We start from the raw sequence: 25834 nt of genomic DNA on the forward strand, positions 1-25834 counted from the left end.
TGATATCTCTCTTAAAGGTCGTTTGTTGAGTAACCTCCGGGCAGCTAAAACTACAGGTCTGATCAGCCGTGATTTTCCGGCTGCACGTGTTCTGTCTTTTGCTTGAGGAGTGACCCATGGTTGCCGCATTGCTTGATCGTCTAGGTGTGAATCCGGCCCTGTACCAGAACGGCAAAGTGCCGGTGCATTCGCCGATCGATGGCAGCAGGATCGCCGCCGTTAACTGGGAAGGCGCTGCTGAAGTCGAGCAACACATCAGTCGCGCAGATCATGCGTTCGAACTATGGCGCAAGGTTCCGGCACCGCGCCGTGGCGAGCTGGTGCGGCAACTGGGTGACATCCTGCGTGAATACAAGGCCGACCTCGGCGAGCTGGTGTCCTGGGAGGCCGGCAAGATCACCCAGGAAGGCCTGGGTGAAGTTCAGGAAATGATCGACATCTGCGACTTCGCCGTCGGCCTGTCCCGTCAGTTGTACGGCCTGACCATCGCCTCCGAGCGTCCTGGCCACCACATGCGTGAAACCTGGCACCCGCTGGGCGTTGTCGGGGTGATCAGTGCGTTCAACTTCCCGGTGGCGGTCTGGGCCTGGAACGCCACGCTGGCGCTGGTCTGTGGCAACCCGGTGATCTGGAAACCGTCGGAAAAGACGCCACTGACCGCACTGGCTTGCCAGGCGCTGTTCGATCGCGTGCTGAAGAACTTCAGCGATGCACCACCGCACCTGAGCCAGGTGATTATTGGCGGTCGCGATGCCGGCGAAGCCCTGGTCGATGATCCGCGTGTCGCACTGGTCAGCGCTACCGGCAGCACCCGCATGGGCCGTGAAGTGGCGCCGAAAATCGCCGCGCGTTTTGCCCGCAGCATCCTCGAACTGGGCGGCAACAACGCGATGATCCTCGGCCCGAGCGCCGATCTGGACATGGCCGTTCGCGCGATTCTGTTCAGCGCCGTCGGCACCGCCGGTCAGCGCTGCACCACCCTGCGTCGCCTGATCGCCCATGAGTCGGTGAAAGAAGAAATCGTCACCCGCCTGAAAGCCGCGTACTCGAAAGTGCGTATCGGCCATCCGCTGGAAGGTAACCTGATCGGCCCGCTGATCGACAAGCAAAGCTTCGACAACATGCAGGATGCGCTGGAGCAGGCCTTGAGTGAGGGCGGCCGGGTGTTTGGCGGTGAGCGTCAGCTGCAAGACAAGTTCCCGAATGCCTATTACGTGTCGCCGGCTATCGTCGAAATGCCGGAGCAAAGCGATGTGGTCTGCCACGAAACCTTCGCTCCAATCCTGTACGTGGTTGGCTACAGCGATTTCCAGGAAGCCCTGCGCCTGAACAACGCCGTGCCACAAGGCCTGTCCTCGTGCATCTTCACCACCGACGTGCGTGAAGCCGAGCAGTTCATGTCGGCGGTGGGCAGCGACTGCGGCATTGCCAACGTCAACATCGGCCCGAGCGGCGCGGAAATCGGCGGCGCGTTTGGTGGCGAGAAAGAAACCGGCGGCGGTCGTGAGTCCGGCTCCGATGCATGGCGCGGCTACATGCGCCGCCAGACCAACACCGTGAACTATTCGCTGGAGTTGCCGTTGGCGCAGGGGATTACGTTCGACTAAGTCTCGTGTCGAACAGTGATCCCCTGTGGGAGCGGGTTTGCTCGCGAATGCAATCTGTCAGCCGATATTAATGGTGACTGACATACCGCTTTCGCGAGCAAGCCCGCTCCCACACTGATTTGTGTGGGTGGTTAGGTTTCATTTTCGGAGTCTGGCAATGCCGTTACGCGAAGAGTGTCTGTGGGAAAAACTGACGCCGCAAAGGCCGGACAATTCGGCCCTCAAGGGTGAGGTCACGGTGGATGTCTGCGTCATCGGCGCCGGGTTTACCGGTTTGTCGGCGGCGGTGCATCTGCTGGAGCAAGGCAAGACTGTTTGCGTGCTGGAGGCCCATCGCGCCGGCCATGGTGGTTCCGGGCGCAACGTCGGGCTGGTCAATGCCGGGATGTGGATTCCCCCGGACGAGATCGAAGCCGGGTTTGGCGAGGCGGTTGGCAGCCAGCTCAACCGCATGCTGGGGGCGGCGCCATCCCTGGTGTTCAGCCTTGTGGACAAGTACAACATCGATTGCCAGTTGCGCCGCGAAGGCACGCTGCACATGGCGCACAACGCCCGTGGCGAGGCCGACTTGCGCAGTCGTGAAGAACAATGGAAGCGTCGCGGTGCGCCCGTAGAGCTGCTCACCGGTCAGGCCTGCGAGCAAGCCACCGGCACGAAAAAGATCGCCGCGGCATTGCTCGATCGCCGCGCCGGCACACTCAACCCGATGGCCTACACCACGGGGCTGGCCAAAGCGGCCATCGGGCTGGGCGGTCAATTGTTCGATCATTCCCCGGTCACCCGACTCGAACGTCAGGGGCAGCGCTGGTCAGTACAGACTGCCCAGGGCTCGGTCATGGCCGAGAAAGTGGTGATTGCCTCCAATGCCTACACCGAAGGCGACTGGACGGAATTGCGGCGCAATTTCTTCCCCGGTTATTACTATCAGGTGGCCTCGGTGCCGCTGACCGAAGAAGCCGCCCGGCAAATTCTGCCCGGTGGCCAAGGTTCCTGGGACACCCGCCAAGTACTCAGCAGTATCCGTCGAGACAAAGACGGTCGCCTGCTGCTTGGCAGTCTCGGTAATGGCAATCAGAAACCGGCCTGGTTCCTCAAGGCCTGGGCCGACCGCGTGCAGCAACACTATTTCCCGTACCTCAAGCCGGTGGAATGGGAGTGCACCTGGACCGGTTGCATCGCCTTCACCCCCGATCATTTGATGCGCCTGTTCGAACCAGCGCCCGGTTTGGTGGCAGTCACCGGTTACAACGGCCGGGGCGTGACCACGGGCACGGTGGTCGGCAAGGCCTTTGCCGATTACCTGTGTAACGGAAATCCTCAAGCGCTACCGATTCCCTTTGCACCCATGCAGCCATTGGCCGGGGTGGGGTTGCGCAGCTGTCTGTATGAGGCGGGATTCTCGCTGTATCACGCAGGCCAGTGCCTGCGGATCGTGATCTGAATGTTGATTTTTGCAGTGGGAGGCGGCGCTTTTTCGATCTGCGGCTAGCCTGTAGTGGTGCGGGTTGTAGCAGTTCCGCACCAGCAGTGTGCACTTCGGTGACGCACGTTGTTACAGGCTGGTTGCACGTTGTTTAAAGCCGCGGTTGCAATGATGGCGCAGTCGGGTTGCGCCTCAAATAAAAAATGGTTTTACCTTCCGCGGTTTAGACGGTTGCACGCCCAATGAAAATGGGACCGAAACAGTCGAAATAACAAGAAAGCAGCGACTTTTTTCAGAATAAAAAACCGATGGCACGGCCCTTGCTCTGAGCATTCAGTGAAGTCGCAGTGCCAATTAAAAAAACCATGGAGCACCACCTCATGTCCCAGACGTTTTACAAGAAAGGCTTTCTGGCCCTCGCAGTGGCAACTGCGCTGGGTGTTTCTGCGTTTGCTCAGGCTGACATCAAGATCGGCGTAGCGGGACCAATGACGGGCGCCAACGCGGCATTTGGCGAACAGTACATGAAGGGTGCACAGGCCGCGGCCGATGCGGTCAACGCGGCTGGCGGGGTTAACGGGGAAAAAATCGTACTGGTCAAGGGCGATGACGCCTGCGAACCGAAACAGGCTGTGACGGTCGCCAAGGATCTGACCAACCAGAAAGTCGCCGGCGTAGTCGGTCACTTCTGCTCTTCCTCGACCATTCCGGCCTCCGAGATCTACGACGAAGCGGGCATCATCGCCATCACCCCGGGTTCCACCAACCCGGCCGTTACCGAGCGCGGCCTGAGCGCCATGTTCCGTATGTGCGGGCGTGACGACCAGCAAGGCATCGTGGCCGGCGACTACATCGTCGACGTGCTCAAGGGCAAGAAAGTTGTCGTGCTGCACGACAAGGACACCTACGGCCAGGGCCTGGCGGATGCTACCAAGGCTCAACTGGTCAAGCGCGGCGTAACGCCTGTGCTGTATGAAGGCCTGACCCGTGGCGAGAAAGACTTCAGCACCATCGTGACCAAGATCCGCGGCGCCGGCGCTGACGTCGTCTACTTTGGTGGTCTGCACCCGGAAGCCGGTCCTCTGGTGCGTCAATTGCGTGAACAAGGCCTCAAGGACGTCAAGTTCATGTCCGACGACGGCATCGTGACCGACGAGCTGGTGACCACCGCTGGTGGCCCGCAATTCGTTGACGGCGTGCTGATGACCTTCGGCGCCGACCCACGTCTGCTGCCAGACAGCAAGACCGTGGTAGACGCCTTCCGCAAGGCCGGTACCGAGCCTGAAGGCTACACCCTGTACGCCTACGCTTCGGTCCAGACCCTGGCAGCAGCCTTCAACGGCGCCAAGTCCAACAAGGGCGAAGAAGCGGCTGCATGGCTGAAGAAGAACCCGGTCAAGACCGTCATGGGCGAGAAGACCTGGGACAGCAAGGGCGACCTGAAAATCTCCGACTACGTGGTTTACCAGTGGGACAAGGATGGCAAATACCACCAGCTGGAAAAACAGAAGTAAGGGCTGACTCAATTGGGTGAACCCCACGGTTCCCCTGTGGGAGCGAGCTTGCTCGCGATGACGGACTGGCAGGCAACTCATTCGTTGAATGTTAAACCGCAATCGCGAGCAAGCTCGCTCCTACAGGGGGCCGTGGTGGCCTGCCTGATCGTGGCTGACATTGCTCCGACGTATATCTGTATTTTCCTTAGAGGAACCGCACAGCCACATGTGCAGGTTCTCATTGCGTGAGATTGCGTTATGGATGGTATTTTCCTGCAGCAACTGGTCAACGGCCTGACCCTCGGGTCGGTCTATGGCCTGATCGCCATCGGCTACACAATGGTCTATGGCATCATCGGCATGATCAACTTCGCTCACGGCGAGGTTTACATGATTTCCGCTTACCTCGCGGCAATCAGTCTGGCTCTGCTGGCTTACTTCGGTATCGAATCTTTCCCGCTGCTGATGCTTGGCACACTGATCTTCACCATCGTCGTCACGGCGGTGTATGGCTGGGTCATCGAGCGTGTCGCCTACAAACCCCTGCGTAACTCCACTCGACTCGCACCGCTGATCAGTGCGATCGGTATCTCTCTGATCCTGCAAAACTACGCACAGATCTCCCAGGGCGCGAAGCAACAAGGCGTTCCGACTTTGCTCTCGGGTGCCTGGCGCGTTGATATCGGTACCGGTTTCGTTCAGTTGACCTACACCAAGGTCTTCATTCTGGTTGCAGCGTTCGTCGGGATGGGCCTGCTGACCTACGTCATCAAGTACACCAAGCTCGGCCGCATGTGCCGTGCAACCCAGCAAGACCGCAAGATGGCTTCGATCCTGGGGATCAACACCGATCGGGTGATTTCCTACGTGTTCATCATCGGTGCAGCGATGGCGGCCCTGGCCGGCGTGCTGATCACCATGAACTACGGCACATTCGACTTCTATGCCGGCTTCATCATCGGGATCAAGGCGTTCACTGCCGCGGTGCTCGGCGGGATTGGCTCACTGCCCGGCGCGATGCTCGGCGGGATCATTCTCGGGATTTCCGAGTCGCTGTTTTCCGGTCTGGTGAACTCGGACTACAAAGACGTTTTCAGCTTCTCGCTGCTCGTTCTCGTTCTGGTCTTTCGGCCCCAAGGCCTGCTCGGCCGTCCTCTTGTGTCGAAGGTGTAAGCGATGTCTTCAACCACTAAAAAAACCATTGATCTCAAAAGAAGCTTGGTTGACGCGATTCTTGCCGGCCTGGTGGCCCTGATTGTGTTCGGCCCGATTGTCGGCGTAGTCCTCGACGGCTACGGCTTCAACCTGGAAGCGACCCGGGTGGCCTGGATTGTCGCCATCGTCATGGCCGGCCGTTTTGCCCTTAGCCTGTTCCTGCAAACCCCCAAGGGCCTGAGAATCCTCGAGGGATTTGAAACCACCGGATCCGGGGTCCATGTACTGCCACCTGATTACAAATCCCGGCTGCGCTGGATCATCCCGCTGATGATTGTTATCGCGGTGGTATTCCCGTTTTTCTCCAACTCGTACCTGTTGGGCGTGGTCATCCTCGGGCTGATCTACGTGCTGCTGGGGCTGGGGCTGAACATCGTGGTCGGCCTGGCCGGCCTGCTCGACCTTGGTTACGTGGCGTTCTACGCCATCGGTGCCTACGGCCTGGCGCTCGGTTATCAGTATCTTGGGCTGGGCTTCTGGACGGTGTTGCCGCTGGCGGCGATTACCGCCGGACTGGCCGGTTGCATCCTCGGTTTCCCGGTGCTGCGCCTGCACGGTGACTACCTGGCGATCGTGACCCTGGGCTTCGGTGAAATCATTCGGTTGATCCTCAATAACTGGCTGACCCTGACCGGCGGCCCGAATGGCATGGCAGCGCCGTTGCCCACTTTCTTCGGCATCGAGTTCGGAAAAAGGGCGAAAGAGGGCGGGGTGCCTTTCCATGAGTTCTTCGGCATCGCCTACAACCCCGACGTGAAGTACTACTTCATCTACGCCGTGTTGTTCTTGGTGGTCCTGGCCGTGCTGCACATCAAGCATCGCCTGACCCGCATGCCGGTCGGCCGCGCCTGGGAAGCCCTGCGCGAAGACGAAATCGCCTGCCGCTCCATGGGTCTGAACCACGTGCTGGTCAAGCTATCGGCGTTCACCATCGGCGCCTCGACGGCCGGTCTGGCCGGGGTGTTCTTCGCCACCTACCAGGGCTTCGTCAACCCGACCTCGTTCACCTTCTTCGAATCGGCACTGATCCTCGCCATCGTGGTACTGGGTGGCATGGGTTCGACCATAGGCGTCGTAATTGCAGCCTTCGTGCTGACCGTCGCCCCGGAGCTGCTGCGTGGCTTCGCCGAGTACCGCGTGCTGCTGTTCGGCATCCTGATGGTGTTGATGATGATCTGGCGACCGCGCGGCCTGATTCGGATCAGCCGTACCGGTGTGACCCCGCGTAAAGGAGTAGCGCCATGAGCGAAGTCGTACTCAGTGTAGAAAAGCTGATGATGCACTTCGGCGGCATCAAGGCGTTGAATGATGTCAGCCTGAAGGTCAAGCGCAACTCGATCTTCGCCCTGATCGGCCCCAACGGCGCCGGCAAGACCACCGTGTTCAACTGCCTGACCGGGTTCTACAAGGCCTCCGGCGGCAAGATCGAACTCAACGTGCGTGGGCAACAGACCAATGTCATCCAGTTGCTCGGCGAATCGTTCAAGCCGACCGACTTCGTTTCGCCAAAAAGCTTCATCACCCGGATGCGCTACAAGATGTTCGGCGGCACCCACCTGGTGAACCGCGCCGGCCTGGCACGGACCTTCCAGAACATTCGCCTGTTCAAGGAAATGTCGGTGCTGGAAAACCTGCTGGTGGCCCAGCACATGTGGGTCAATCGCAGCATGCTCGCCGGCATCCTCAACACCAAGGGCTACCGCAAGGCCGAAAGCGATGCGCTGGACCACGCGTTCTACTGGCTGGAAGTGGTGGATCTGGTGGACTGCGCCAACCGCCTGGCCGGTGAGCTGTCCTACGGTCAGCAACGCCGCCTGGAAATCGCCCGGGCCATGTGCACCCGTCCGCAGATCATCTGCCTCGACGAACCGGCCGCCGGCCTCAACCCTCAGGAAACCGAAGCGCTGAGCGCGATGATCCGGCTGCTGCGCGACGAGCACGATCTGACCGTGGTGCTGATCGAACACGACATGGGCATGGTTATGAGTATCTCCGACCACATTGTGGTGCTGGACCACGGCATCGTCATCGCCGAGGGTGGCCCCGACGACATCCGCAACGACCCGAAAGTGATCGCCGCTTATCTGGGCGCGGAAGAAGAGGAGGTGGTATGAGTAAACCCATCCTCGAGCTCAAGGAACTGGACGTGTTTTACGGGCCGATCCAGGCCCTTAAAGGTGTCTCGCTGCACATCAACGAAGGGGAAACCGTCAGCCTGATCGGCTCCAATGGTGCCGGCAAGTCGACCCTGCTGATGTCGATCTTCGGCCAGCCAAGGGCGGCGGACGGGCAGATCCTCTATCAGGGCGTGGACATTACCCACAAGTCGTCCCACTACATCGCCTCCAACGGCATTGCGCAATCGCCGGAAGGGCGGCGGGTGTTCCCCGACATGACAGTCGAAGAAAACCTGTTGATGGGCACTATCCCCATTGGCGACAAGTACGCCAAGGAGGACATGCAGCGCATGTTCGAGCTGTTCCCCAGGCTCGAAGAGCGGCGTACCCAGCGGGCGATGACCATGTCCGGCGGCGAGCAGCAGATGCTCGCCATCGCCCGGGCCCTGATGAGCCGGCCCAAGTTGTTGCTGCTCGATGAGCCAAGCCTGGGCCTGGCGCCGATCGTGGTGAAGCAGATCTTCGCCACCCTGCGGGAACTGGCTAAGACCGGCATGACCATCTTCCTGGTGGAGCAGAACGCCAACCACGCCCTGCGGTTGTCTGACCGGGCTTATGTGATGGTCAACGGCGAAATCCGCATGACCGGCACTGGCAAAGAGTTGTTGGTCAACGAGGATGTGCGTAGCGCCTATCTCGGCGGGCACTGAGTTTCAGTGGTTGTACACAAGCCCCGGCGCGCAATCGCCGGGGCTTTTTTACATCTTCAAAACACCACTGAACCCTGTGGGAGCGAGCTTGCTCGCGATAGCGGTGTGTCAGTCTCCACGATGCAAGCTGTGCCGCCGTCTTCGCGAGCAAGCCCGCTCCCACAGGAGGGCTGCGGCGTGCATTCAGGAAATTGTGGAAAACAATATTCCCAAGCTCGTAAAGCGCGACATAAAGCCGCTGCAAATAGTTGTTTTGTCACGGTTTTGACTTGTCCCCGTTTGCTGTGGAACCGGCTGTGAATAACGTGGGAGTAGCTGGCTGCAGGCCTTTTAAACCGTGGCTTGCAGAGGTGCGGTTGTTTTTTGATCAAGTGTTTTTGCGCAGCTTGCAGGTCGCTTTGTCAACCTTTTTGTTCGGGATGAAAATGCATGGAATCGGCGTGGACAAGCCTGTGGATAAGTCTGTGACTAAACTCTGGAAAGACTCGGCTGAAGGCCGTGGTTACTGGCTTGGCGCCATCGCCGGTTTGACCCGTCAGTCATGAAAATGGCCAAGGGCTACACAGCAGGCGGTTGAGGGTCAAGCAAAAAAGTTTCAAAACCCCGCGCAAAGCCTTGTGGATAGCGGCTTGCAGCTTTTCCACTTGCCCCCAAAGACTGTGGACCGGCCTGTGGATAACGTGCGCGCACATGGCTGTAGGCCACGCTGGTCAAGGGGTTGCCGGGATTGAGCGTTTTTTGAACAGATTGAACGGTGGTTGCCGCTGTGAACAAGGCCGGGCATGCTGCCTGCTGATTTTCTATTCCAATGGCTGGCGATCAGCCGAAGCAAGGAGAACACGATGTCCAACACCCTGTTTATTACCGGCGCGACCTCCGGTTTTGGTGAAGCCTGTGCCCGTCGTTTTGCCGAGGCCGGCTGGAAACTGGTGCTGACTGGCCGTCGTGAAGAGCGCCTCAATGCGTTGTGCGCCGAGCTGTCGAAGCAGACCGAAGTCCATGGCCTGGTGCTCGATGTGCGTGATCGCAAGGCCATGGAGGAGGCGATTGCCAATCTGCCGCCATCCTTTGCAAAACTGCGCGGGTTGATCAACAACGCCGGGCTGGCCCTGGGGGTTGATCCGGCGCCCAAGTGTGACCTGGACGACTGGGACACCATGGTCGATACCAACGTCAAAGGCCTGATGTACAGCACCCGTCTGCTGTTGCCGCGCCTGATCGCCCACGGTCGTGGTGCCGGTATCGTCAACCTGGGGTCCATCGCCGGCAACTACCCGTACCCGGGCAGCCATGTGTATGGCGCGACCAAGGCGTTCGTCAAACAGTTCTCCGTGAACCTGCGCTGCGACCTGCAAGGCACGGGCGTACGGGTCAGCAACATCGAGCCGGGCCTGTGCGAGAGCGAGTTCTCGCTGGTGCGTTTTGCCGGTGACCAGGAGCGCTACAACGCCACTTACGCTGGCGCCGAGCCGATTCAGCCGCAGGACATCGCCGAGACAATCTTCTGGGTGCTCAATGCCCCGGCGCACATCAACATCAACAGCCTGGAGCTGATGCCGGTGAGCCAGACCTGGGCCGGGTTTGCTATTGATCGCAGTGGTGGCAAGGCTTAATACCGAGTCATCGTTCTTCGCGAGCAAGCCCGCTCCCACATTAGACCGCGATCCAATGTGGGAGCGGGCTTGCTCGCGAAGGGGCCGGAGCGGATAAATCCGGACATCAGCTAGACTCCTCCCTCAAGCAATCCGCCGCACCCGGCGGTCTAGAGGTATCCGAGGAGATCAAGTGAGTAATCGTGGCGAGCAGGCGCTGCTCAAACAATCGACCTTCCTGATGCTCGCCGTGACATTCGCCGGGATCATCACCGGTTTTGTTTCGGGCGCCCAATCCATTCTGTTCGATGGCTTCTTTTCGTTGATCGCGGCCTTCATCAAGGTCCTGATGCTGATCACCGCCCGGCTGATCGCCAAGGAAAGCAACCAGCGCTTTCAGTTCGGTTCCTGGCACCTGGAGCCCATGGTGCTGGTGATCGAAGGCAGTTTCATATTCCTGGTGGCCGTTTATGCCTTTCTCAACGGTGTGTTCGGCATCATCAGTGGTGGTCGCGAAGTCGAACTCGGTCTGGTGATTTTCTACGCGGCCTTCTTCACTGTCGTTGAGCTCATATATTTCTTCTACGTCCGCCAACGCAATCGCACGCTCAACTCATCGCTGATCCAGTTCGACAACATCAGTTGGCTGGTGGACGCGATGCTGTCGGCGGGACTGCTGGTGAGTTTCCTGATCGCACTGCTGCTCAAGACTCAGGGTTACGACAAGTGGGCGGTGTATGTCGACCCGATGATCCTGATTTTGCTGGCTTTGGGCATGCTCCCCCCGGCGTTCAAAATCCTCGGGCCGGCCTTGCGCGATGTGCTGGGGATCGTCCCGGATCAACTGGACGACAAGGTGCGTCAGGTGATGGAAGTGGCGAAGGCCGAGCATGGTTTCGACGATTACATTTCCTACGTGCAGAAACACGGCAGAGCCTGTTTTATCGAGATTCACATCGTATTGCCGAAGGATTACTGGCTGGACGGTGTGGGGCAACTGGACAGTTTGCGCGAGGAAATCTCCACAAAGCTTGGCGAGCCGGATGCTGCACGATGGCTGACCATCAGCTTTACCGGGGACCGCAAGTGGATTGAGTGACAAGGCGACCTCTTCGAGGTCATTCGCGAGCAAGCCCGCTCCCACAGGGATTGTATGCAACCTGTGGGAGCGGGCTTGCTCGCGAAAGCGGCCGAACAGTCAGCCGAGATATTCCGCCAACCCGCGATAACAGGTCGCCAGGTGATAAGGCGTGGTCGATGGCATGTCGCGGCGGCTGACTTCTCCGTGCTCGTCACGGCATTCGTACCAGCCGTCGGCATGCAGCGAGCGCTGCTGCAATGCCTGCAATTGACGCAGCACAGCCGCTTCGCTGTCCGGGCGCAGCGTTAATGCGCGTAGGTACTCGGCCTGGGCCCAGATGCGTTGCGTGGCGTCCCGGGTGCCGCCATCGGGTGCGAAATCGAGCATCGCCCGCACGGCGCCAGTCCGCTGATCAACGCCCGCTTGCTCGGTAAAGGCGAAGGCCCGCTCCAGATCGGCATGCAGCGTCGAATTGCGCAACAGCGCCGAGGATTCCAACAGGAAATACCACTCGAACTGATGCCCCGGTTCAAACCAGTTATCCACAGATCCCAGCGGTTTTTCCATCAACACGCCGTGCTGCGGATCGATAAAGCGCGCGTGCATGGCTGTGCATAACCCGACGAGCGCCTGTTGCACGTCGAGGTCGTCACGCACCGACAGGGTGGCGAGGAAAGCTTCGGCCAGGTGCATCAGCGGATTTTGCAAAGGGCCGCTGCCCAGCGATGCCCAGTCGCGGTCGAGCGTGGCTTCGTACAGACCGTCGTCCGTGGCGAAACGCTGCGCGACCACTTCCAGCGAGGCATTGAGCACCGACTCCACCAGCGGCTCGCGGACCTTGTCCCAGTAATGGGCGCAGGCGAACAGGATGAAGGCGTGGGTGTAGAGATCCTTGCGCTGATCCAGCGGCGCACCTTGTGCATCGACACTGTAGAACCAGCCGCCGTGCTCGGCATCGTGAAAGTGCCGCTGCAAGGAGCGGAACAACGCGGCGGCACGCTCTTCGGCGCCCGGCACCTGACCGATCAGGCTGGCAAACAGATACAACTGCCGCGCACAGGCCATGGCCCGGTAGCGTTGCGGTGGCAGCGGTTGGTGTTTGGCATCCAGCGCCTCATAAGGCAACGCCATATCGGCGTTCCAGCCCGGACCTTGCCAGAGCGGCACGATGACGTTCAGGAAATGCTGTTGCACCGAGGCGAACAGGGCGGTCAGTTCAGGCTGAGAGGCAGAGCGGGAAACAGGCGGCATTGGCTGGCGTCGTCACGGCAGGGGCGATTGCGCGACATGTTAGCAGAGAGGCTGGCCTGAGAGAGGCTGTGTCTGTCAGGCCGCCTTCGTCGGAACGCCGCCCGGGGCAAGCCCGCTCCCACAGGTGTAGGCATTCCAATGTGGGAGCGGGCTTGCCCGCGAAGAGGCCGGGTCAGACACTAGAGAGTCAACCTGCCAGCAACCACACTCCAGTCGCCGCCGAAGCCGCGCCCGCCAGTCGCACCAGGGGCGCTGCGGCCTGCGGCAGCACCCGCACCAGCGCATAACCCGCCGCGTGCAACACCGCCGTCGCCGCAACAAAGCCTGCGGCGTAGGTCCAGGGGCTCGACATTTCCGGCAGTTCCAGCCCGTGCGCGACACCATGAAACAGCGCAAACAACGCCGTCGCACCCACCGCCATCACCAACGGTGGACGCACTGCCAAGGCAACCGCCAGCCCCAAAGCCAACACGGAAGCGGCAATCCCGCTCTCCAGTGCCGGCAGGTTCAATCCTTCAAAACCCAACAGCCCGCCAATCAACATAGTGCCGACAAAGGCGCACGGCAGCGCCCAGCGTGCGGCGCCTTGCTGCTGTGCTGCCCACAGGCCGACCGCGAGCATTGCCAGCAAGTGATCGAGACCGCCAAGTGGGTGGCTGATACCGGCGATCAAGCCGTTGTCGCCGTGTCCCGGATGGGCGAAGGCGAGGGCCGGAGTCAGCAGCAGGGCCAGGGCGGCGAGAATGCGTTTGAGTGTCATGGATAAGCTTCCTTGTTGATAAGTCGTGATCAGGCCGCGGTCAGCAAACCCTGGCGTTCGATGAAGGCAATGATCTCTTCCAGGCCCAGGCCGGTTTTCTGATTGCTGAAGACAAAGGGTTTGCCGTTGCGCATGCGTTGGGTGTCGCTGTTCATCATCTCCAGCGAGGCGCCGACCAGAGGTGCCAGGTCGATCTTGTTGATCACCAGCAGGTCGGATTTGCAGATTCCCGGCCCGCCCTTGCGTGGCAGCTTGTCGCCGGCCGAGACGTCGATCACGTAGATGGTCAGGTCGGACAGTTCCGGGCTGAAGGTCGCGGAGAGGTTGTCGCCACCGGACTCTACGAGAATCAGGTCCAGCCCCGGAAAACGGCGGTTGAGCTGATCCACGGCTTCGAGGTTGATCGAGGCGTCTTCGCGGATGGCCGTGTGCGGGCAGCCGCCGGTTTCCACGCCGATGATGCGCTCCGGTGCCAGGGCTTCGTTGCGCACCAGAAAATCTGCGTCTTCGCGGGTGTAGATGTCGTTGGTCACGACGGCCAGGTTGTAACGCTCGCGCAGGGCCAGGCACAGGGCCAGGGTCAGGGCGGTTTTGCCGGAGCCGACCGGGCCGCCGATACCGACGCGCAGGGGTTGTGCGTTCATGTGATTCTCCAAAATAAATGGCCCTAGGAACGGAACAGACGGCTGTACTGGCGCTCGTGGCCCATACACGCCAGGGACAGGCCGAAAGCGGCGCTGCCGTAATGATCGGGATCGATTTGAGTGGCGTTCTGTTGAGCTTGTTGAAGCAGCGGCAACAGTTCGCTGGTCAGGCGTTGGGCGGCTTGCTGACCCAGGGGCAGGGTCTTCATCAGCACCGCCAACTGGTTTTCCAGCCAGCTCCAGAGCCATGCGGCCAGGGCGTCCCGCGGGCTGATCTGCCAGGCGCGCGCGGCCAGCGCCCAACCCAGGGCCAGATGTGGCTCGCTGCGCTGTTCGAGGAAGGCGCGGGCGGGGGCGTCGAGCTCCGGCAAGCCATTGAGCAATTGCTGCAACGAGTAGCCCATCTGCCGGCTCTCCTGATGCAGCTCGCGGGTTTCGCGGCTGGTGCGGTGTTCCTCGCAGCGTTGCAGCAATTCGTCCCAGTTTTCCTCGCTGGCGGCCACGCAATGGGCGAGCAGCAAGGGTGCTTCGAAGCGTGCCAGATTCAGCAGCAACTGATCGCTGATCCAGCGTCGCGCACTGTCGGGGTCGTGAACACGGCCGTTATCCACAGCCATTTCCAGCCCCTGGGAGTAGCTGTAGCCGCCAATCGGCAATTGCGGACTGGCCAGGCGCAACAGCGCCCAGGCCGGGTTCATGTGCGTACGCCGAACTGGTGCAGTTTCGGCGCGTAGTTGAAGTCTTCATCGCCGTGACGCGAATGATGATGGCCACCACCGTAGGCGCCATGTTCCGGCTGGAATGGCGCCTCGATGTTCACGGCAACGGCACCGAGTTGTTCGAGCATGGCCTTGAGCACGTAATCGTCGAGCAGGCGCAACCAGCCGTCGCCGACCTGCAGGGCGACATGGCGATTGCCCAGGTGATAGGCCGCGCGAGTCAGTTCGAAGGCATTGGCGCAGGTGACGTGCAGCAATTGTTCGGGGCGGGCGCAGACACGCACGATTCGCCCGTCTTCGGCTTGCAGGCATTCGCCGTCACGCAACGGCGGCTGGCCGCGCTCCAAAAACAACCCGACGTCTTCGCCCTCGGCACTGAAACAGCGCAATCGGCTTTTGCTGCGGGCTTCGAACGTCAGGTGCAGTTCGGCGGCCCAAACGGGTTGAGGGTCGACTCTGCGATGAATCACCAGCATCGGAAGGCTTCCAGCAATGGACAATGCTCAGGCTAGAGCAAGGGGCTTGCCAATCGACATGATGTGTAGGAAATGGCTGAAGGAGACGTGAGATTTGTATCGATGGAGTGAGTTTTTTGGTTGAAGTTGGTGCGTTGTTTTTGGTTTGCGCACCAAGTTGAGGCGATACACATCATTGTGGGAGCGGGCTTGCTCGCGAATGCGGCGCCACGGTCTTTCAGGCACACCGCGTTATCGTTCTTCGCGAGCAAGCCCGCTCCCACAGGTTTATTCGGTACTTCCAAGCCCTTGCCAATGCTTGAGGCCGATAAAGATAAACCGCAGCTGCTGGGTGATTTTCGCCTGGGGCGTCAGGTGCTCTGGCAAGGCTTCGGCTGGCGGATCGATGATGTCCGGCAGGGTGGCGAACACGCTCTTGACGATCAGATCCGCCATGACGCTCAGGTCGGCGATGTCCAGATGCTGCAGTTTCGGCATCAGTGACAAATCCGCCGCCAGGTCCGAGCTGATGTTTTCACGCAAACGGCCGATGGCCTGGCGCACCGGCACTGAACCGCCGTACTGCTCACGGGCAAGAAACAGGAACTGCGAACGGTTGGCGCTAACCACGTCGAGAAAGATCCGCACCGAGGCATCGATGATGCCGCCCATCACGAATTCGTTGTGTCGTACCAGACGAATGGTTTCGCGGAATGTCTGGCCGACTTCGCTGACCAGTACCAGGCCTAATTCATCCATGTCGGCAAAATGGCGGTAGAAACCAGTCGGTACGATGCCGGCGGTTTTCGCGACTTCGCGCAGGCTCAGGCTGCCGAATCCTCGGCCGCCATCCATCAGGCGCCGGGCAGCGTCCATCAGGGCGTTACGGGTTTGTTGTTTCTGTTCGGCGCGGGGCAGCATCGCAAGGGCGTTTTCTGGACAGGGACGCGGCGCACTCTAGCAAATCGGCTTTGCTGGCGTCGAACGACTGTGGGGGGATCACGCGGGGAAGTGTGGCATCTATCAAGCGGGCCTATGAAAATTCAAAAGCCCAATCCGGGGATTGGGCTTTTTTTCAAGGCGGCCATGAAGCTTAGCTCACGGCGCTGTTGCGTTCGATCACGCGGTCACCACCGCCTTCAGCAAGGGTTTGACCTTGTGGAGTGCGATCCGAACCGTCGGCGGCAAGGGTCTGGCCTTGTGGAGTACGGTCGGAACCATCAGCAGCCAGGGTTTGACCTTGTGGAGTACGGTCGGAACCATCAGCGGCAAGGGTCTGGCCTTGTGGGGTACGATCGGAACCATCGGCAGCCAGGGTTTGGCCCTGTGGAGTACGGTCCGAGCCATCCTGAGTGATCAGGCCTTTTTCTTTCAGGCGATCATTACCGCCTTCGGCAAGGGTCTGGCCTTGTGGGGTGCGGTCGGAACCATCGGCGGCGACGGTCTGGCTGAACACCGAGTGGTCTTGTTTCACTTGTGGGGTGGCCTGGTCAGCCGCTGGCAGGGCAAAGGCAGTGCTGGCCAGCATCGAAAGTGTAAGGCTAAGCAGTAGTTGGCGTTTCATGATTGTTTTGCTCCGTGGGGGTGCGAATAAGTGGGCACGAGAGCAATGCTACTCTCGATAAATCGATATGAAAGTTCATAAACGCAATGGTAATAATCAACGGAATTGATTGTTTGCTGCGGAGGCCCTAGGCCGGGCGTTTCCGGCGAGTTGTCTTGCACTTTTGTGGGTGTTTTCGACCCACCTGTGTTGTGCAAAAGTGCAGGTCCGGTAACGCAGATCGACCAGCTGGTCAGTATTGGACTGGACGAAATCGGCGAAATCGGTCTTTCGATTAAACCTGCCGGGTTTTTATCAGTCGTAGTTTGCATGGCGAGCCGTTTGCGGCTCACCGTTTCACATGTGCGTCGCAGTCGGGGCGCTCGGTCGTATCAGGAGCCCTGTGCAATGACGCGCACTCAAAAGACGTTGGTCTGGACCCTTTCCACTTTCCTTACCTTGTTGGTGATGCTGGTGCTGATCATCGTGTTCTTCGACTGGAACCGGATCAAAGCGCCGCTCAACGCCAAAGTTTCCGAAGAGCTGCACCGCGCTTTCGCCATCAACGGCAATCTGTCGGTGGTCTGGCAACCCGAGTCCGATGAAGGCGGCTGGCGCGCCTGGGTACCGTGGCCTCATGTGGTGGCCGAAGACTTGAGCCTGGGCAATCCCGACTGGTCGAAACAGCCGCAGATGATCACCCTCAAACGGGTGGAACTGCGTATTTCACCCCTGGCATTGCTGGCGCAGCGGGTGGTGATCCCGCGTATCGATCTCACCGAGCCCAATGCCCACCTGCAACGCCTGGCTGACGGGCGCGCCAACTGGACCTTCAAATTCGACCCAAAGGATCCGGACGCCGAGCCTGCGAGCTGGGTGGTGGATATCGGAGCGATCGGCTTTGACAAGGGGCATGTCACCCTCGACGACCAGAACCTGAAGACCCAACTCGACGTACTGATCGATCCATTGGGCAAGCCGATTCCGTTCAGCGATATCGTCGGCGACAAAGCGGCGAAAGCCGCGCAGGAGAAGGGTTCGTCACCCCAGGACTATGCATTCGCCCTCAAGGTCAACGGCCAGTACCACGGCCAGAAGCTCGCGGGCCAGGGTAAGATTGGCGGGCTGTTGGCGTTGCAGGACGCGGCACGGCCGTTTCCGCTTCAGGCACAGGTAAAAATCGCCGATTCCAGCGTCGAACTGGCCGGCACCCTGACCGATCCGCTGAACCTCGGCGCCCTGGACCTGCGCCTGAAACTGGCCGGTACCAGCCTGGGCAATCTCTACCCGCTGACCGGTGTGATCCTGCCGGATACGCCACCCTATGCCACCGACGGCCATCTGATCGCCAAGTTACACGAGCCGGGTGGCGCGGTATTCCACTATGAAGCATTCAACGGCAAGATCGGTGAAAGTGACATCCATGGCAACCTGACCTACGTGGCCAGCCAGCCACGACCGAAGCTCAGCGGTTCGCTGTTGTCCAATCAATTGCTGTTCGCTGACCTGGCACCGCTGATTGGTGCCGACTCCAACGCCGAGCAGAAGGCCCGAGGCGGTGATAGCAAACAACCGGCGGACAAAGTGCTGCCGGTCGAAGAGTTCAAGACCGATCGCTGGCGCGATATGGACGCCGATGTCGAGTTCACCGGCAAGCGCATCGTGCACAGCGAAAAACTGCCGTTCAACGATCTCTATACCCATCTGGTACTCACCGATGGCGTGCTCAGCCTCGAGCCGCTGCGTTTCGGCGTGGCCGGCGGCAAGCTGGATGCGCAGATTCGCCTGAACGGCCACACCGATCCGCTGGAGGGCCATGCCAGACTCACGGCGCGAGGCTTCAAGCTCAAGCAGTTGTTCCCCGGCTTTGAACCGATGAAAACCAGTTTCGGCGAACTCAACGGCGACGGTGATATCAGCGGGCGCGGCAATTCGGTGGCTAAACTGCTGGGCAGCGCCAATGGCAATCTGAAAATGCTGATCAACGATGGCGCTATCAGTCGCGAGTTGATGGAGTTGGCCGGGCTGAACGTCGGCAACTACGTGGTCGGCAAGATCTTTGGCGACAAGGAAGTGAAGATCAACTGCGCCGCCGCCGACTTCGGCATCCAGTCCGGCCTGGCGAGTACCCGCTTGTTTGTGTTCGACACCGAGAACGCCATTGTTTACATCGATGGCACGGCGAACATGGCGACCGAACAACTGGACCTGACCATCACCCCGGAATCAAAGGGCTGGCGTTTGATTTCGTTGCGTTCGCCGCTGTACGTGCGGGGCAAGTTCATCAAGCCCGATGCCGGGGTCAAGGCCGTGCCGTTGATGTTGCGTGGAGCCGGGATGGTCGCGTTGGGCGTGATCGCCGCACCGGCGGCAGGGTTGTTGGCGCTGATAGCGCCGAGTGGCGGCGAGCCGAACCAGTGCGCGCCGTTGCTGGAGCAGATGAAGGCGGGCAAGGCGCCGAAGACGGTGAAAACTGAAGACCTGCGGCTAGGACCTCTTGAATGCCGGAAAGCGGCATGCCGCAGGCTTTTCAAGGTGGGCTCAGTATGCTGGAGCTGGTTCAAGGATTTGGAACAAGTGAGTCTGAGGCTTGCTGCCAAGTTTGCCGACAACCTGATTTCTGATTTTGGCGTACTTGTCTTCGGACAAATAGGTGGTCCATAAGCTGGTTTCAATATCGCCCTGCATGACCGTTTCAGGGAGCGGCTGCCTAAGAAAGGTGATGTCCACGGGGCGAGTTGTTTCGAAGGACATTTGAAGGGAGATGTTTTTTTTGTTTTCGCAGACGATCGTCAACAATGTGCTCACAGTAAGCGATCCTTCTCCGTGGCTGGTCGCGATTTCTTTTTGAATTCTGTTCAGGAGTGCCTTGCGGGCAGGTGCTTCGCTGGGTAGTTGCGCAATGTTTGAAAGTGCGTTGCCTAGTTGTTGCAGTTGCTCTTTTTGTAATGCGTCAGCCAATGCGGTGGAGGCAATGCTGAAGAAACTGGCCGATTTTTTTGGAAGAGCGTAATTCTTGAAGCCATTAAGTGCCCAGTAGAACTTGTCCAGTACGGTTCTGTACGATGTAAACCACTTGCCTGGAGTGCTGTCAGCGAGTAAATTTCCCAGTAGACTGGAATGCAACACGTCTTTTTTAAATTGCTCGGAGTGCTCGCCTAAAAAAAGTGTGATGTTGCCGTCGACGATGTAAGTCTCGGATGATAATGATTTCATGTTGATCTCAATCGAATAAAGTAAGGTAAGTGTGGCGCTGAGGCCGTCAGTAGTGATCGGTCCCAGTTCTAGTATGAAGTTTAGGTGTTACTGAAAACCCGGGATCGTGTCGAGGTAGTCGTCAGCAGCTTTACCCAGTTTCTCAAGCACTTTGTTGCGCACTCGCGCATAGATTTGAGTGTTGAGGTAAACCGGAGTTGCCTGTGATTTTACGGCGGTGGATTTAGTTGTCGATTTCCACCAAAGAATACCGCGAGTACTTTCCCTGACATCCACACTTGTACAGCTAAGGATCATCATCGGAGAGCCTTCCCGGGTTTGCCAGACCGGGGAAATATCAAATGTCGCCTCATATCCTTTTTGAGCGTTACGATTGTAGATCTGGATCAGACCGTCCTCACCTTTCACTCCCTCCACGGCTTTGCCAGCCAGCGCTGCCAAGCGTGGAGCGTTTGCTCCGACCAGACTCTGAAGTATATCAAAGGCGACGGCGTCCATCGTAAGGCCGGTTCTTTTAATGATTTTGTCCTGAGCGTGAATCTTGTTGATCGTCCATCCGAGGCTGCGCAGGCCTTCTGTGTAAAAGTTGTACCACTGATGTAACTCTTTAACCATGTCGTATTTTTGTGATGCTGCGTTTTGCATCAGTAGCTTGCAGTTGTCGACATCTTCGCGATTTTGCACTGACACGCCGGCTACATAGATATTCATCATGTCCGGGCCGACGGTGCCGCTTTCCTTATTGGGATCGAGTGGAACGTCTGCGGAGAAGTTTCGAATGGTCGGTAGTACTTGAGAGTCGGTAACACGTCGAGCAGGCAGGGCGGGCAGGCTGTCCAGAAATTCAAGTTGTTGTTCAATGTGCATGGTTGTTCAGTCCTTAATATGTTTTACAGACCTCTTGTCTGTCAGTTGAATATAAGGTTTTGGAGGGGGTAGTCCATGGTGTAGTTGTAACTTGATGAGTGTCGTGCGTTGTTGTTTGGGCGGTGGAGGTTAGTCTGATTTATTTCGTGGTCAGTATGTTTGGTGTCTGGTAACTATTGTTACTGTCGTTATTTACATCGGCAGTCGATGAGGGTTCATCGCAACGAATGACCGGATGCCAACGCCTCCTCACGCAACCACCCAAAGAATGCCCGCACCGGTGGATGTCGCTCACGCCCCGGCACGCACAGTGCGCTGTAGCCGGCTCCATCGACCTGGATTTCCCCCCGGTACGGCAACAACAGACCACTGGCCACGCTTTCCGACACCAGAATATTGCTTGCCAGCACCAGGCCTTGGCCGGCAATCGCCGCTTGCAGGGCGTAATGCTCTTCGTCGTATTCGCGCACGGCGGGCCGACCGCTCAGCCAGGTTTCGCCGGAGCGAGCGCACCAGGCCTCCCAGCCGTGGGCATAGAGTTTGGAGTTGTGCCAACGCACGCTGATCAGTGTCGGGGTGCGACTCGACGCCAGGGCCACTTGTTCAGGCGAACCGTAGACACCAAAGGACTCATCGAACAGGCACTGGCCGTACAGGTTGGGGTAATCATCGAGGCTGTAGCGCAGCACCAGGTCGACACTGGCGTCCTGATGCAGATCGATGACTTCGCAGTGGGTATCGAGGCGCACGTTGACATTCGGGTGTCGGGCGTAGAAACGTCCCAACCGTGGCACCAGCCACAGGGCGGCGAAGGCGGCGGTGGTGGAAACCGTCAGGCTGGCGCCACTGCGTTGCGGACGCAGTGTATCGACACTTTGCGCCACTTCCAGAAAAGCCCCATGCAGGCTCTGGAACAGCCGTTCGCCGCATTCGGTCAGGCGCACCTGGCGTGGCAGGCGCTCGAACAACGGCACGCCGAGCCAGCTCTCCAGGGAGCGGATCTGATGGGACACCGCCGTCGGCGTCACCGAGAGTTCTTCGGCAGCAGCCTTGAAGCTCAGCAGGCGTGAGGCGGATTCAAACGCGCGCAGGGCGGTCAGCGGCAACGAGGCGAACATTGAACACTCCATGGATGAAATGGATTCATCCAGACTGATTTCTGCTCATTTGAGCTAGGACGGTAGTGAGCTTCAAGCTGCAAACCACAAGCCGTTTGAGTTTAGCCCTGAGGAGAGACAGATGAGTAAAATTCTTGCCGTTCATGCCAGCCCCCGTGGTGATCGTTCGCACTCCCGGCGTTTGGCCGAAGTGTTTCTGGCGGCCTGGCAGGCCCGTCATCCACACGCGCAGTTGACCCGGCGCGAAGTCGGTCGGGCGCTGATACCGCCGGTCAACGAGGCATTCGTGGCCGCCGCGTTTTACCCCGAGCCCGATGCCCGGCCACTGTCGATGCAGGCCGACCTGGCGTTCAGCGACGAGCTGGTCGGCGAACTGCTGGGCCACGATGTGTTGCTGATTTCCACGCCGATGCACAACTTCAGCGTCCCCAGCGGCTTGAAAGCCTGGATCGATCAGATCGTGCGGGTGGGGGTGACCTTCGATCACACCCTGGACAATGGCGTGGCCCAGTACCAACCTTTGGTGCAGGGCAAAAAAGCCCTGATCATCACCAGCCGTGGCGGCTTCGGTTTTGGCCCGGGCGGCGAGCTGGAAGCCATGAACCATGCCGACACGCTACTGCGTACGGTGCTTGGATTCATTGGCATCACGGACGTCACCGTAGTGGCTGCCGAGGGCGAGGAGTCCGCCGAGCGCAGCTTTCAAATCTCTGCCGCCGAGGCTGAGCAGTGCTTGTTGGCGCTGGCCGGAGAGTTCTAGATGGCCTGGCTGTTTCTGCTGGTCGCCGCCGGGTTCGAAGTCACCTTCGCCATGGGCATGAAGTACGCCGAGGGCTTCACCCGGCTCTGGCCTTCGCTGGTCACCGTAGTGGCCGCTGTGGGCGGGATCTATTTTCTGACCCTGGCCATGCGCGAGCTGCCGGTGAGCATTGCGTACCCGATCTGGACCGCCATCGGTTCGCTGGGCACGGTGTTTCTCGGTTTCGCGCTGCTGGGTGAAAGCCTGACCGTGATCAAGCTGGTCTCGGTCGGGCTGATCGTGGCGGGCGTGGTAGGGTTGAAGTAGGGCGGATGACATAGACTTGTCATCTTCGCTGGTGATGCTTGGCGGATGTCTTGCATCCAGCCTTGCGTCACCGCCCGACTACAAGGATGTCCGCCCATGTCGCAAGGTTCTGCCCCGCGCTACCCGCTGGTGTTGGTCCCGGGAATGCTCGGGTTCATCCGGTTGGTGCTTTATCCGTATTGGTACGGGATCGTCGAGGCGTTGCGCCACGGCGGAGCGGTGGTGTTCGCGGTGCAGGTCTCGCCGCTTCATTCGAACGAAGTGCGCGGCGAGCAATTGCTGGCGCGTATCGAAGAAATCCTGCGGGAAACCGGGGCCGACAAGGTCAACCTGATCGGCCATAGCCAGGGCTCGCTGACCGCCCGTTATGCAGCGGCCAAGCGCCCGGACCTGGTGGCATCGGTGACCTCGGTGGCGGGGCCGAACCACGGTTCGGAGCTCGCCGATTACCTGCACGAACATTATCCCCACGAGAGCGTCCGTGGTCGTCTGCTGTGCTTTTTGCTACGGATCGTCGGCGCGCTGATGGGGTTGTTGGATACCGGTTACCGGGGGCCGAAGCTGCCGGTGGATATCCGTGCGTCCCATCACTCCCTCACCAGCGCTGGCGTCGCGCTGTTCAACCAGCGTTATCCACAGGGGCTGCCCGACACCTGGGGCGGTCATGGGCCGGAGGAGGTCAACGGCGTGCGCTATTACTCCTGGTCCGGCACCTTGCAACCGGGCATTACCGATCGCGGGCGCAACCTGCTGGATGGCACCAACCGCAGCTGTCGGTTATTCGCTAAAACCTTCGTCCGCGAAGCCGGGCATTGCGACGGCATGGTCGGGCGCTACAGCTCGCACCTGGGCACGGTGATTGGCGATGAGTATCCGCTGGATCACTTCGATATCGTCAACCAGTCGCTGGGGCTGGTGGGCAAGGGGGCTGAGCCGATCCGGTTGTTTGTCGAGCATGCGGCGCGGTTAGCTGCGGCCGGGCTCTAGTCCGCGTTATCGTTCATCGCGGGCAAGCCACGCTCCCACAGGTTTTCGGTCGTTCGCAACAGACGGGTTCGACACAACACCTGTGGGAGCGAGCTTGCTCGCGATGGCGTCAGATCAGGCAACACTGACCTTGCGCCCCAACACCGTCGTCCAACGCTCGGAAACGATCACCCCACCCAAGGTCAACACCCCGCCCACCAGGTGATACATCGCCAGTTGCTCATGCAGCACCACCGCCGCAATCAATGCGGTAATCAGCGGCAGCAAATTGAAAAACTGCGTGGTCCGGCTCGGTCCCAAACGCACCACGGCCTGCATCCACGCCAGCGGCGCGACCATCGAAGCCAGCAGGCAGGCGTACAGCACCAGTGGAATGTTCTGCAGGGTCGGGCCGACTTTCGGTGAGACGATGAACAGCGGGAACAGCACCACCACGGCCACCAGTACCTGCAGGTACAGAAGCACCAGCGGCGGCAGTTTCAGTTGCCACTTTTTCAACAGGGTGCTGTAGACCGCGTAGGCCAGGGTGGCGATCAGCATCATCGCGTCGCCCAGGTTGACCCCGTGTTCGAGCAATGTGCCAAGGCTGCCGGCCGACACCACCACCAGGACACCTGCAAACGACAGCACCGCACCGGCCAGGGCACCCATGGTCAGGCGCTGGCCGAGGCTGATGATCGCCATGGCGAGCGACATCAGTGGCATCAGCGACAGGATGATGCCCATGTTGGTAGCCGAGGTCAGGCTCGCGGCGAAGTACGCCAGGCTTTGATAGACCGCCATGCCGAGAACACCGAGGACAAAGATCTTGCCTAGTTTCGGGCGGATCTGCGACCAATGGGCGAGCACCGGTTTGAGCATGAAGGGCGTGAACAGCAACCCGGCCAGCAGCCAGCGGTAGAAGCCGATCTCGGCGGGGAAGATCGCCCCGGCCGACATTTTGGTGATCACGGTGTTGCCGGCCCAGATAAAAATGGCCAGCAGGGGATAAGCGTATTGCATCGGGAAAAACCAGAACGTTAATGAAGGGCAATTATCCGCTTGTCTGGATGCAAGCCTATACTTCGATCCAGACAACCGGCCCCTGATGACGGACAGCATGAGCAGTAAACACATCGATCTGCTGGATTTCAGCGAATTGCCTTCGGCGGTGTACTTCCGCTACGCCGATTTCAATACCCACGAATTCGCCGCAGCGCACCGTCATCCCTGGGGCACTCTGGAGTATGCGGCCCACGGGGTGTTGCACATGGACGTCGACGGCAGCCGTTTCCTCTCGCCGCCGCAATACGCGGTGTGGGTGCCCCCCGAAATCGAGCACAGCTTCTACAGCCACCAGCCGATCAACTACCGTGCCGTTTGCCTGGCGCCGGCGGTCTGCGAGGATCTGCCACAACAGGCCTGCACGCTCGCCATCAGTGACATCCTCAAGGCGATCCTCAAGGACTTCGCCGTCCGTGACGTCAAGATTCCCGAGCAGGACGCGGATAAACGCCTGGCTCAGGTTCTGGTGGATCAGTTGCAACAGGCGCCGGTGCATGAGTGTTACCTGCCCTATGCCAGCACACCGGGACTACTGGGCATATGCGAGGCCCTGCAAGCCGAACCCGGTGACAACCGGCCCTTGGCGCATTGGGCGGCGCAGGTTCACGTCAGTGAACGGACCCTGGCGCGGCAGTTTGTCCGCGAGTTGGGCATGAGTTTTGGTGAGTGGCGCCAGCGTCTGCGATTCCTGGCCGCGATTGAAGCACTGGACAACCATCGCAGCATTCAGGAAATCGCCTTCGACATGGGCTACAGCACCGGTTCGGCGTTTATCGCGATGTTCCAGCGTCAGGCCGGGTGCACGCCCGACTACTATCGACGCAACAAGAAGTTTTAACGCACTCGTTAAGAATTTTCATACGGCATTATCCGAAACAAACTTCATGGGAACAGAATTGGGACGCTGTAGGCTTTGAACCTCT

At 59.6% G+C, this 25834-nt stretch carries 25 protein-coding genes and 1 pseudogene; 15 read left to right on the top strand and 11 right to left on the bottom strand.

The features are described from left to right. The first annotated feature begins 116 nt into the window (after positions 1-116). The 10 genes from PspS34_RS02615 to PspS34_RS02660 all read left to right on the top strand — a co-directional run bounded on the left by PspS34_RS02615 (position 117) and on the right by PspS34_RS02660 (position 11259). Positions 117-1607: an aldehyde dehydrogenase family protein gene (locus PspS34_RS02615; protein ID WP_102669255.1), complete on the top strand. Its 1491-nt coding sequence runs from the start codon at positions 117-119 to the stop codon at positions 1605-1607. 157 nt (positions 1608-1764) lie between these two features. Continuing rightward, on the top strand, positions 1765-3048 hold the full coding sequence (locus PspS34_RS02620) for an FAD-binding oxidoreductase (protein ID WP_057712223.1): 1284 nt from the start codon (positions 1765-1767) through the stop codon (positions 3046-3048). 362 nt (positions 3049-3410) lie between these two features. Next, positions 3411-4544, top strand: a complete 1134-nt coding sequence (locus PspS34_RS02625) for an ABC transporter substrate-binding protein (protein ID WP_008048115.1) — start codon at positions 3411-3413, stop codon at positions 4542-4544. A gap of 240 nt (positions 4545-4784) precedes the next feature. Then, positions 4785-5699, top strand: a complete 915-nt coding sequence (locus PspS34_RS02630; protein WP_007979705.1) for a branched-chain amino acid ABC transporter permease — start codon at positions 4785-4787, stop codon at positions 5697-5699. A gap of 3 nt (positions 5700-5702) precedes the next feature. Beyond that, entirely contained in the window at positions 5703-6986 is a 1284-nt protein-coding gene (gene livM / locus PspS34_RS02635; protein WP_090452840.1) for a high-affinity branched-chain amino acid ABC transporter permease LivM, read from the top strand. Then, on the top strand, positions 6983-7855 hold the full coding sequence (locus PspS34_RS02640; protein WP_090452841.1) for an ATP-binding cassette domain-containing protein: 873 nt from the start codon (positions 6983-6985) through the stop codon (positions 7853-7855). Before livM ends, PspS34_RS02640 begins: the two co-directional genes overlap by 4 nt. Further along, positions 7852-8568 (top strand): ABC transporter ATP-binding protein, encoded by a 717-nt coding sequence (locus tag PspS34_RS02645; protein ID WP_057712220.1) that lies wholly within the window; start codon positions 7852-7854, stop codon positions 8566-8568. The genes PspS34_RS02640 and PspS34_RS02645 overlap by 4 nt, the downstream gene beginning before the upstream one ends. 296 nt (positions 8569-8864) lie before the next feature. Then, positions 8865-9113 (top strand): hypothetical protein, encoded by a 249-nt coding sequence (locus tag PspS34_RS02650; RefSeq protein WP_154861116.1) that lies wholly within the window; start codon positions 8865-8867, stop codon positions 9111-9113. A 297-nt stretch (positions 9114-9410) separates the two neighbouring features. Further along, positions 9411-10181, top strand: a complete 771-nt coding sequence (locus PspS34_RS02655) for an SDR family oxidoreductase (RefSeq protein WP_150813602.1) — start codon at positions 9411-9413, stop codon at positions 10179-10181. 172 nt (positions 10182-10353) lie between these two features. Further along, positions 10354-11259, top strand: a complete 906-nt coding sequence (locus tag PspS34_RS02660; protein WP_154861115.1) for a cation transporter — start codon at positions 10354-10356, stop codon at positions 11257-11259. Between the two features lie 99 nt (positions 11260-11358). Here PspS34_RS02660 and PspS34_RS02665 read toward each other — a convergent pair whose 3' ends face one another. The 7 genes from PspS34_RS02665 to PspS34_RS02695 all read right to left on the bottom strand — a co-directional run bounded on the left by PspS34_RS02665 (position 11359) and on the right by PspS34_RS02695 (position 16634). Beyond that, entirely contained in the window at positions 11359-12492 is a 1134-nt protein-coding gene (locus PspS34_RS02665; protein WP_154861114.1) for an AGE family epimerase/isomerase, read from the bottom strand. Positions 12493-12679: 187 nt separating this feature from the next. Continuing rightward, positions 12680-13252, bottom strand: a complete 573-nt coding sequence (locus PspS34_RS02670) for a HupE/UreJ family protein (RefSeq protein ID WP_150813599.1) — start codon at positions 13250-13252, stop codon at positions 12680-12682. 29 nt (positions 13253-13281) lie between these two features. Beyond that, the gene (gene ureG / locus PspS34_RS02675; protein ID WP_090452850.1) at positions 13282-13896 is read right to left on the bottom strand and encodes an urease accessory protein UreG; all 615 of its coding nucleotides are present in this window, start codon (positions 13894-13896) and stop codon (positions 13282-13284) included. Between the two features lie 23 nt (positions 13897-13919). Beyond that, entirely contained in the window at positions 13920-14594 is a 675-nt protein-coding gene (locus PspS34_RS02680; protein ID WP_154861113.1) for an urease accessory protein UreF, read from the bottom strand. Continuing rightward, on the bottom strand, positions 14591-15091 hold the full coding sequence (gene ureE, locus PspS34_RS02685; protein ID WP_154861112.1) for an urease accessory protein UreE: 501 nt from the start codon (positions 15089-15091) through the stop codon (positions 14591-14593). The genes PspS34_RS02680 and ureE overlap by 4 nt, the downstream gene beginning before the upstream one ends. Positions 15092-15358: 267 nt before the next feature. Further along, entirely contained in the window at positions 15359-15991 is a 633-nt protein-coding gene (locus PspS34_RS02690; RefSeq protein WP_057712212.1) for a TetR family transcriptional regulator, read from the bottom strand. Between the two features lie 172 nt (positions 15992-16163). After that, positions 16164-16634: a hypothetical protein gene (locus PspS34_RS02695; protein WP_057712211.1), complete on the bottom strand. Its 471-nt coding sequence runs from the start codon at positions 16632-16634 to the stop codon at positions 16164-16166. 387 nt (positions 16635-17021) lie between these two features. On the opposite strand from PspS34_RS02695, the pseudogene PspS34_RS02700 reads away from it, so the two are divergent. Further along, positions 17022-19085, top strand: a pseudogene (locus tag PspS34_RS02700) (AsmA family protein); the annotation flags it as partial. A gap of 69 nt (positions 19086-19154) precedes the next feature. On the opposite strand, the gene PspS34_RS02705 reads toward PspS34_RS02700, so the two are convergent. From PspS34_RS02705 to PspS34_RS02715, 3 genes are all read right to left on the bottom strand, one after another. Further along, positions 19155-19829, bottom strand: coding sequence for a hypothetical protein (locus PspS34_RS02705; RefSeq protein WP_154861110.1), 675 nt, complete (start codon positions 19827-19829; stop codon positions 19155-19157). A gap of 87 nt (positions 19830-19916) precedes the next feature. Then, positions 19917-20696, bottom strand: coding sequence for a hypothetical protein (locus PspS34_RS02710; RefSeq protein ID WP_154861109.1), 780 nt, complete (start codon positions 20694-20696; stop codon positions 19917-19919). Positions 20697-20911: 215 nt separating this feature from the next. Further along, positions 20912-21826, bottom strand: coding sequence for a LysR substrate-binding domain-containing protein (locus PspS34_RS02715; RefSeq protein WP_174245500.1), 915 nt, complete (start codon positions 21824-21826; stop codon positions 20912-20914). Positions 21827-21935: 109 nt separating this feature from the next. On the opposite strand from PspS34_RS02715, the gene PspS34_RS02720 reads away from it, so the two are divergent. The 3 genes from PspS34_RS02720 to PspS34_RS02730 all read left to right on the top strand — a co-directional run bounded on the left by PspS34_RS02720 (position 21936) and on the right by PspS34_RS02730 (position 23867). Further along, positions 21936-22574, top strand: coding sequence for an NAD(P)H-dependent oxidoreductase (locus PspS34_RS02720; protein WP_154861108.1), 639 nt, complete (start codon positions 21936-21938; stop codon positions 22572-22574). Next, complete coding sequence (locus PspS34_RS02725) at positions 22575-22880, top strand: multidrug efflux SMR transporter (protein WP_046039891.1); 306 nt, start codon at positions 22575-22577, stop codon at positions 22878-22880. A gap of 96 nt (positions 22881-22976) precedes the next feature. Then, positions 22977-23867, top strand: a complete 891-nt coding sequence (locus PspS34_RS02730) for a triacylglycerol lipase (protein WP_154861107.1) — start codon at positions 22977-22979, stop codon at positions 23865-23867. 114 nt (positions 23868-23981) lie between these two features. Here PspS34_RS02730 and PspS34_RS02735 read toward each other — a convergent pair whose 3' ends face one another. Beyond that, positions 23982-24869: a DMT family transporter gene (locus PspS34_RS02735; protein WP_150813589.1), complete on the bottom strand. Its 888-nt coding sequence runs from the start codon at positions 24867-24869 to the stop codon at positions 23982-23984. Between the two features lie 97 nt (positions 24870-24966). Here PspS34_RS02735 and PspS34_RS02740 point away from each other — a divergent pair, with 97 nt between their 5' ends. After that, the gene (locus PspS34_RS02740; protein ID WP_154861106.1) at positions 24967-25749 is read left to right on the top strand and encodes a helix-turn-helix transcriptional regulator; all 783 of its coding nucleotides are present in this window, start codon (positions 24967-24969) and stop codon (positions 25747-25749) included. Positions 25750-25834 lie beyond the last annotated feature (85 nt).

This window comes from Pseudomonas sp. S34, assembly GCF_009866745.1.
GTDB lineage: Bacteria > Pseudomonadota > Gammaproteobacteria > Pseudomonadales > Pseudomonadaceae > Aquipseudomonas > Aquipseudomonas jessenii.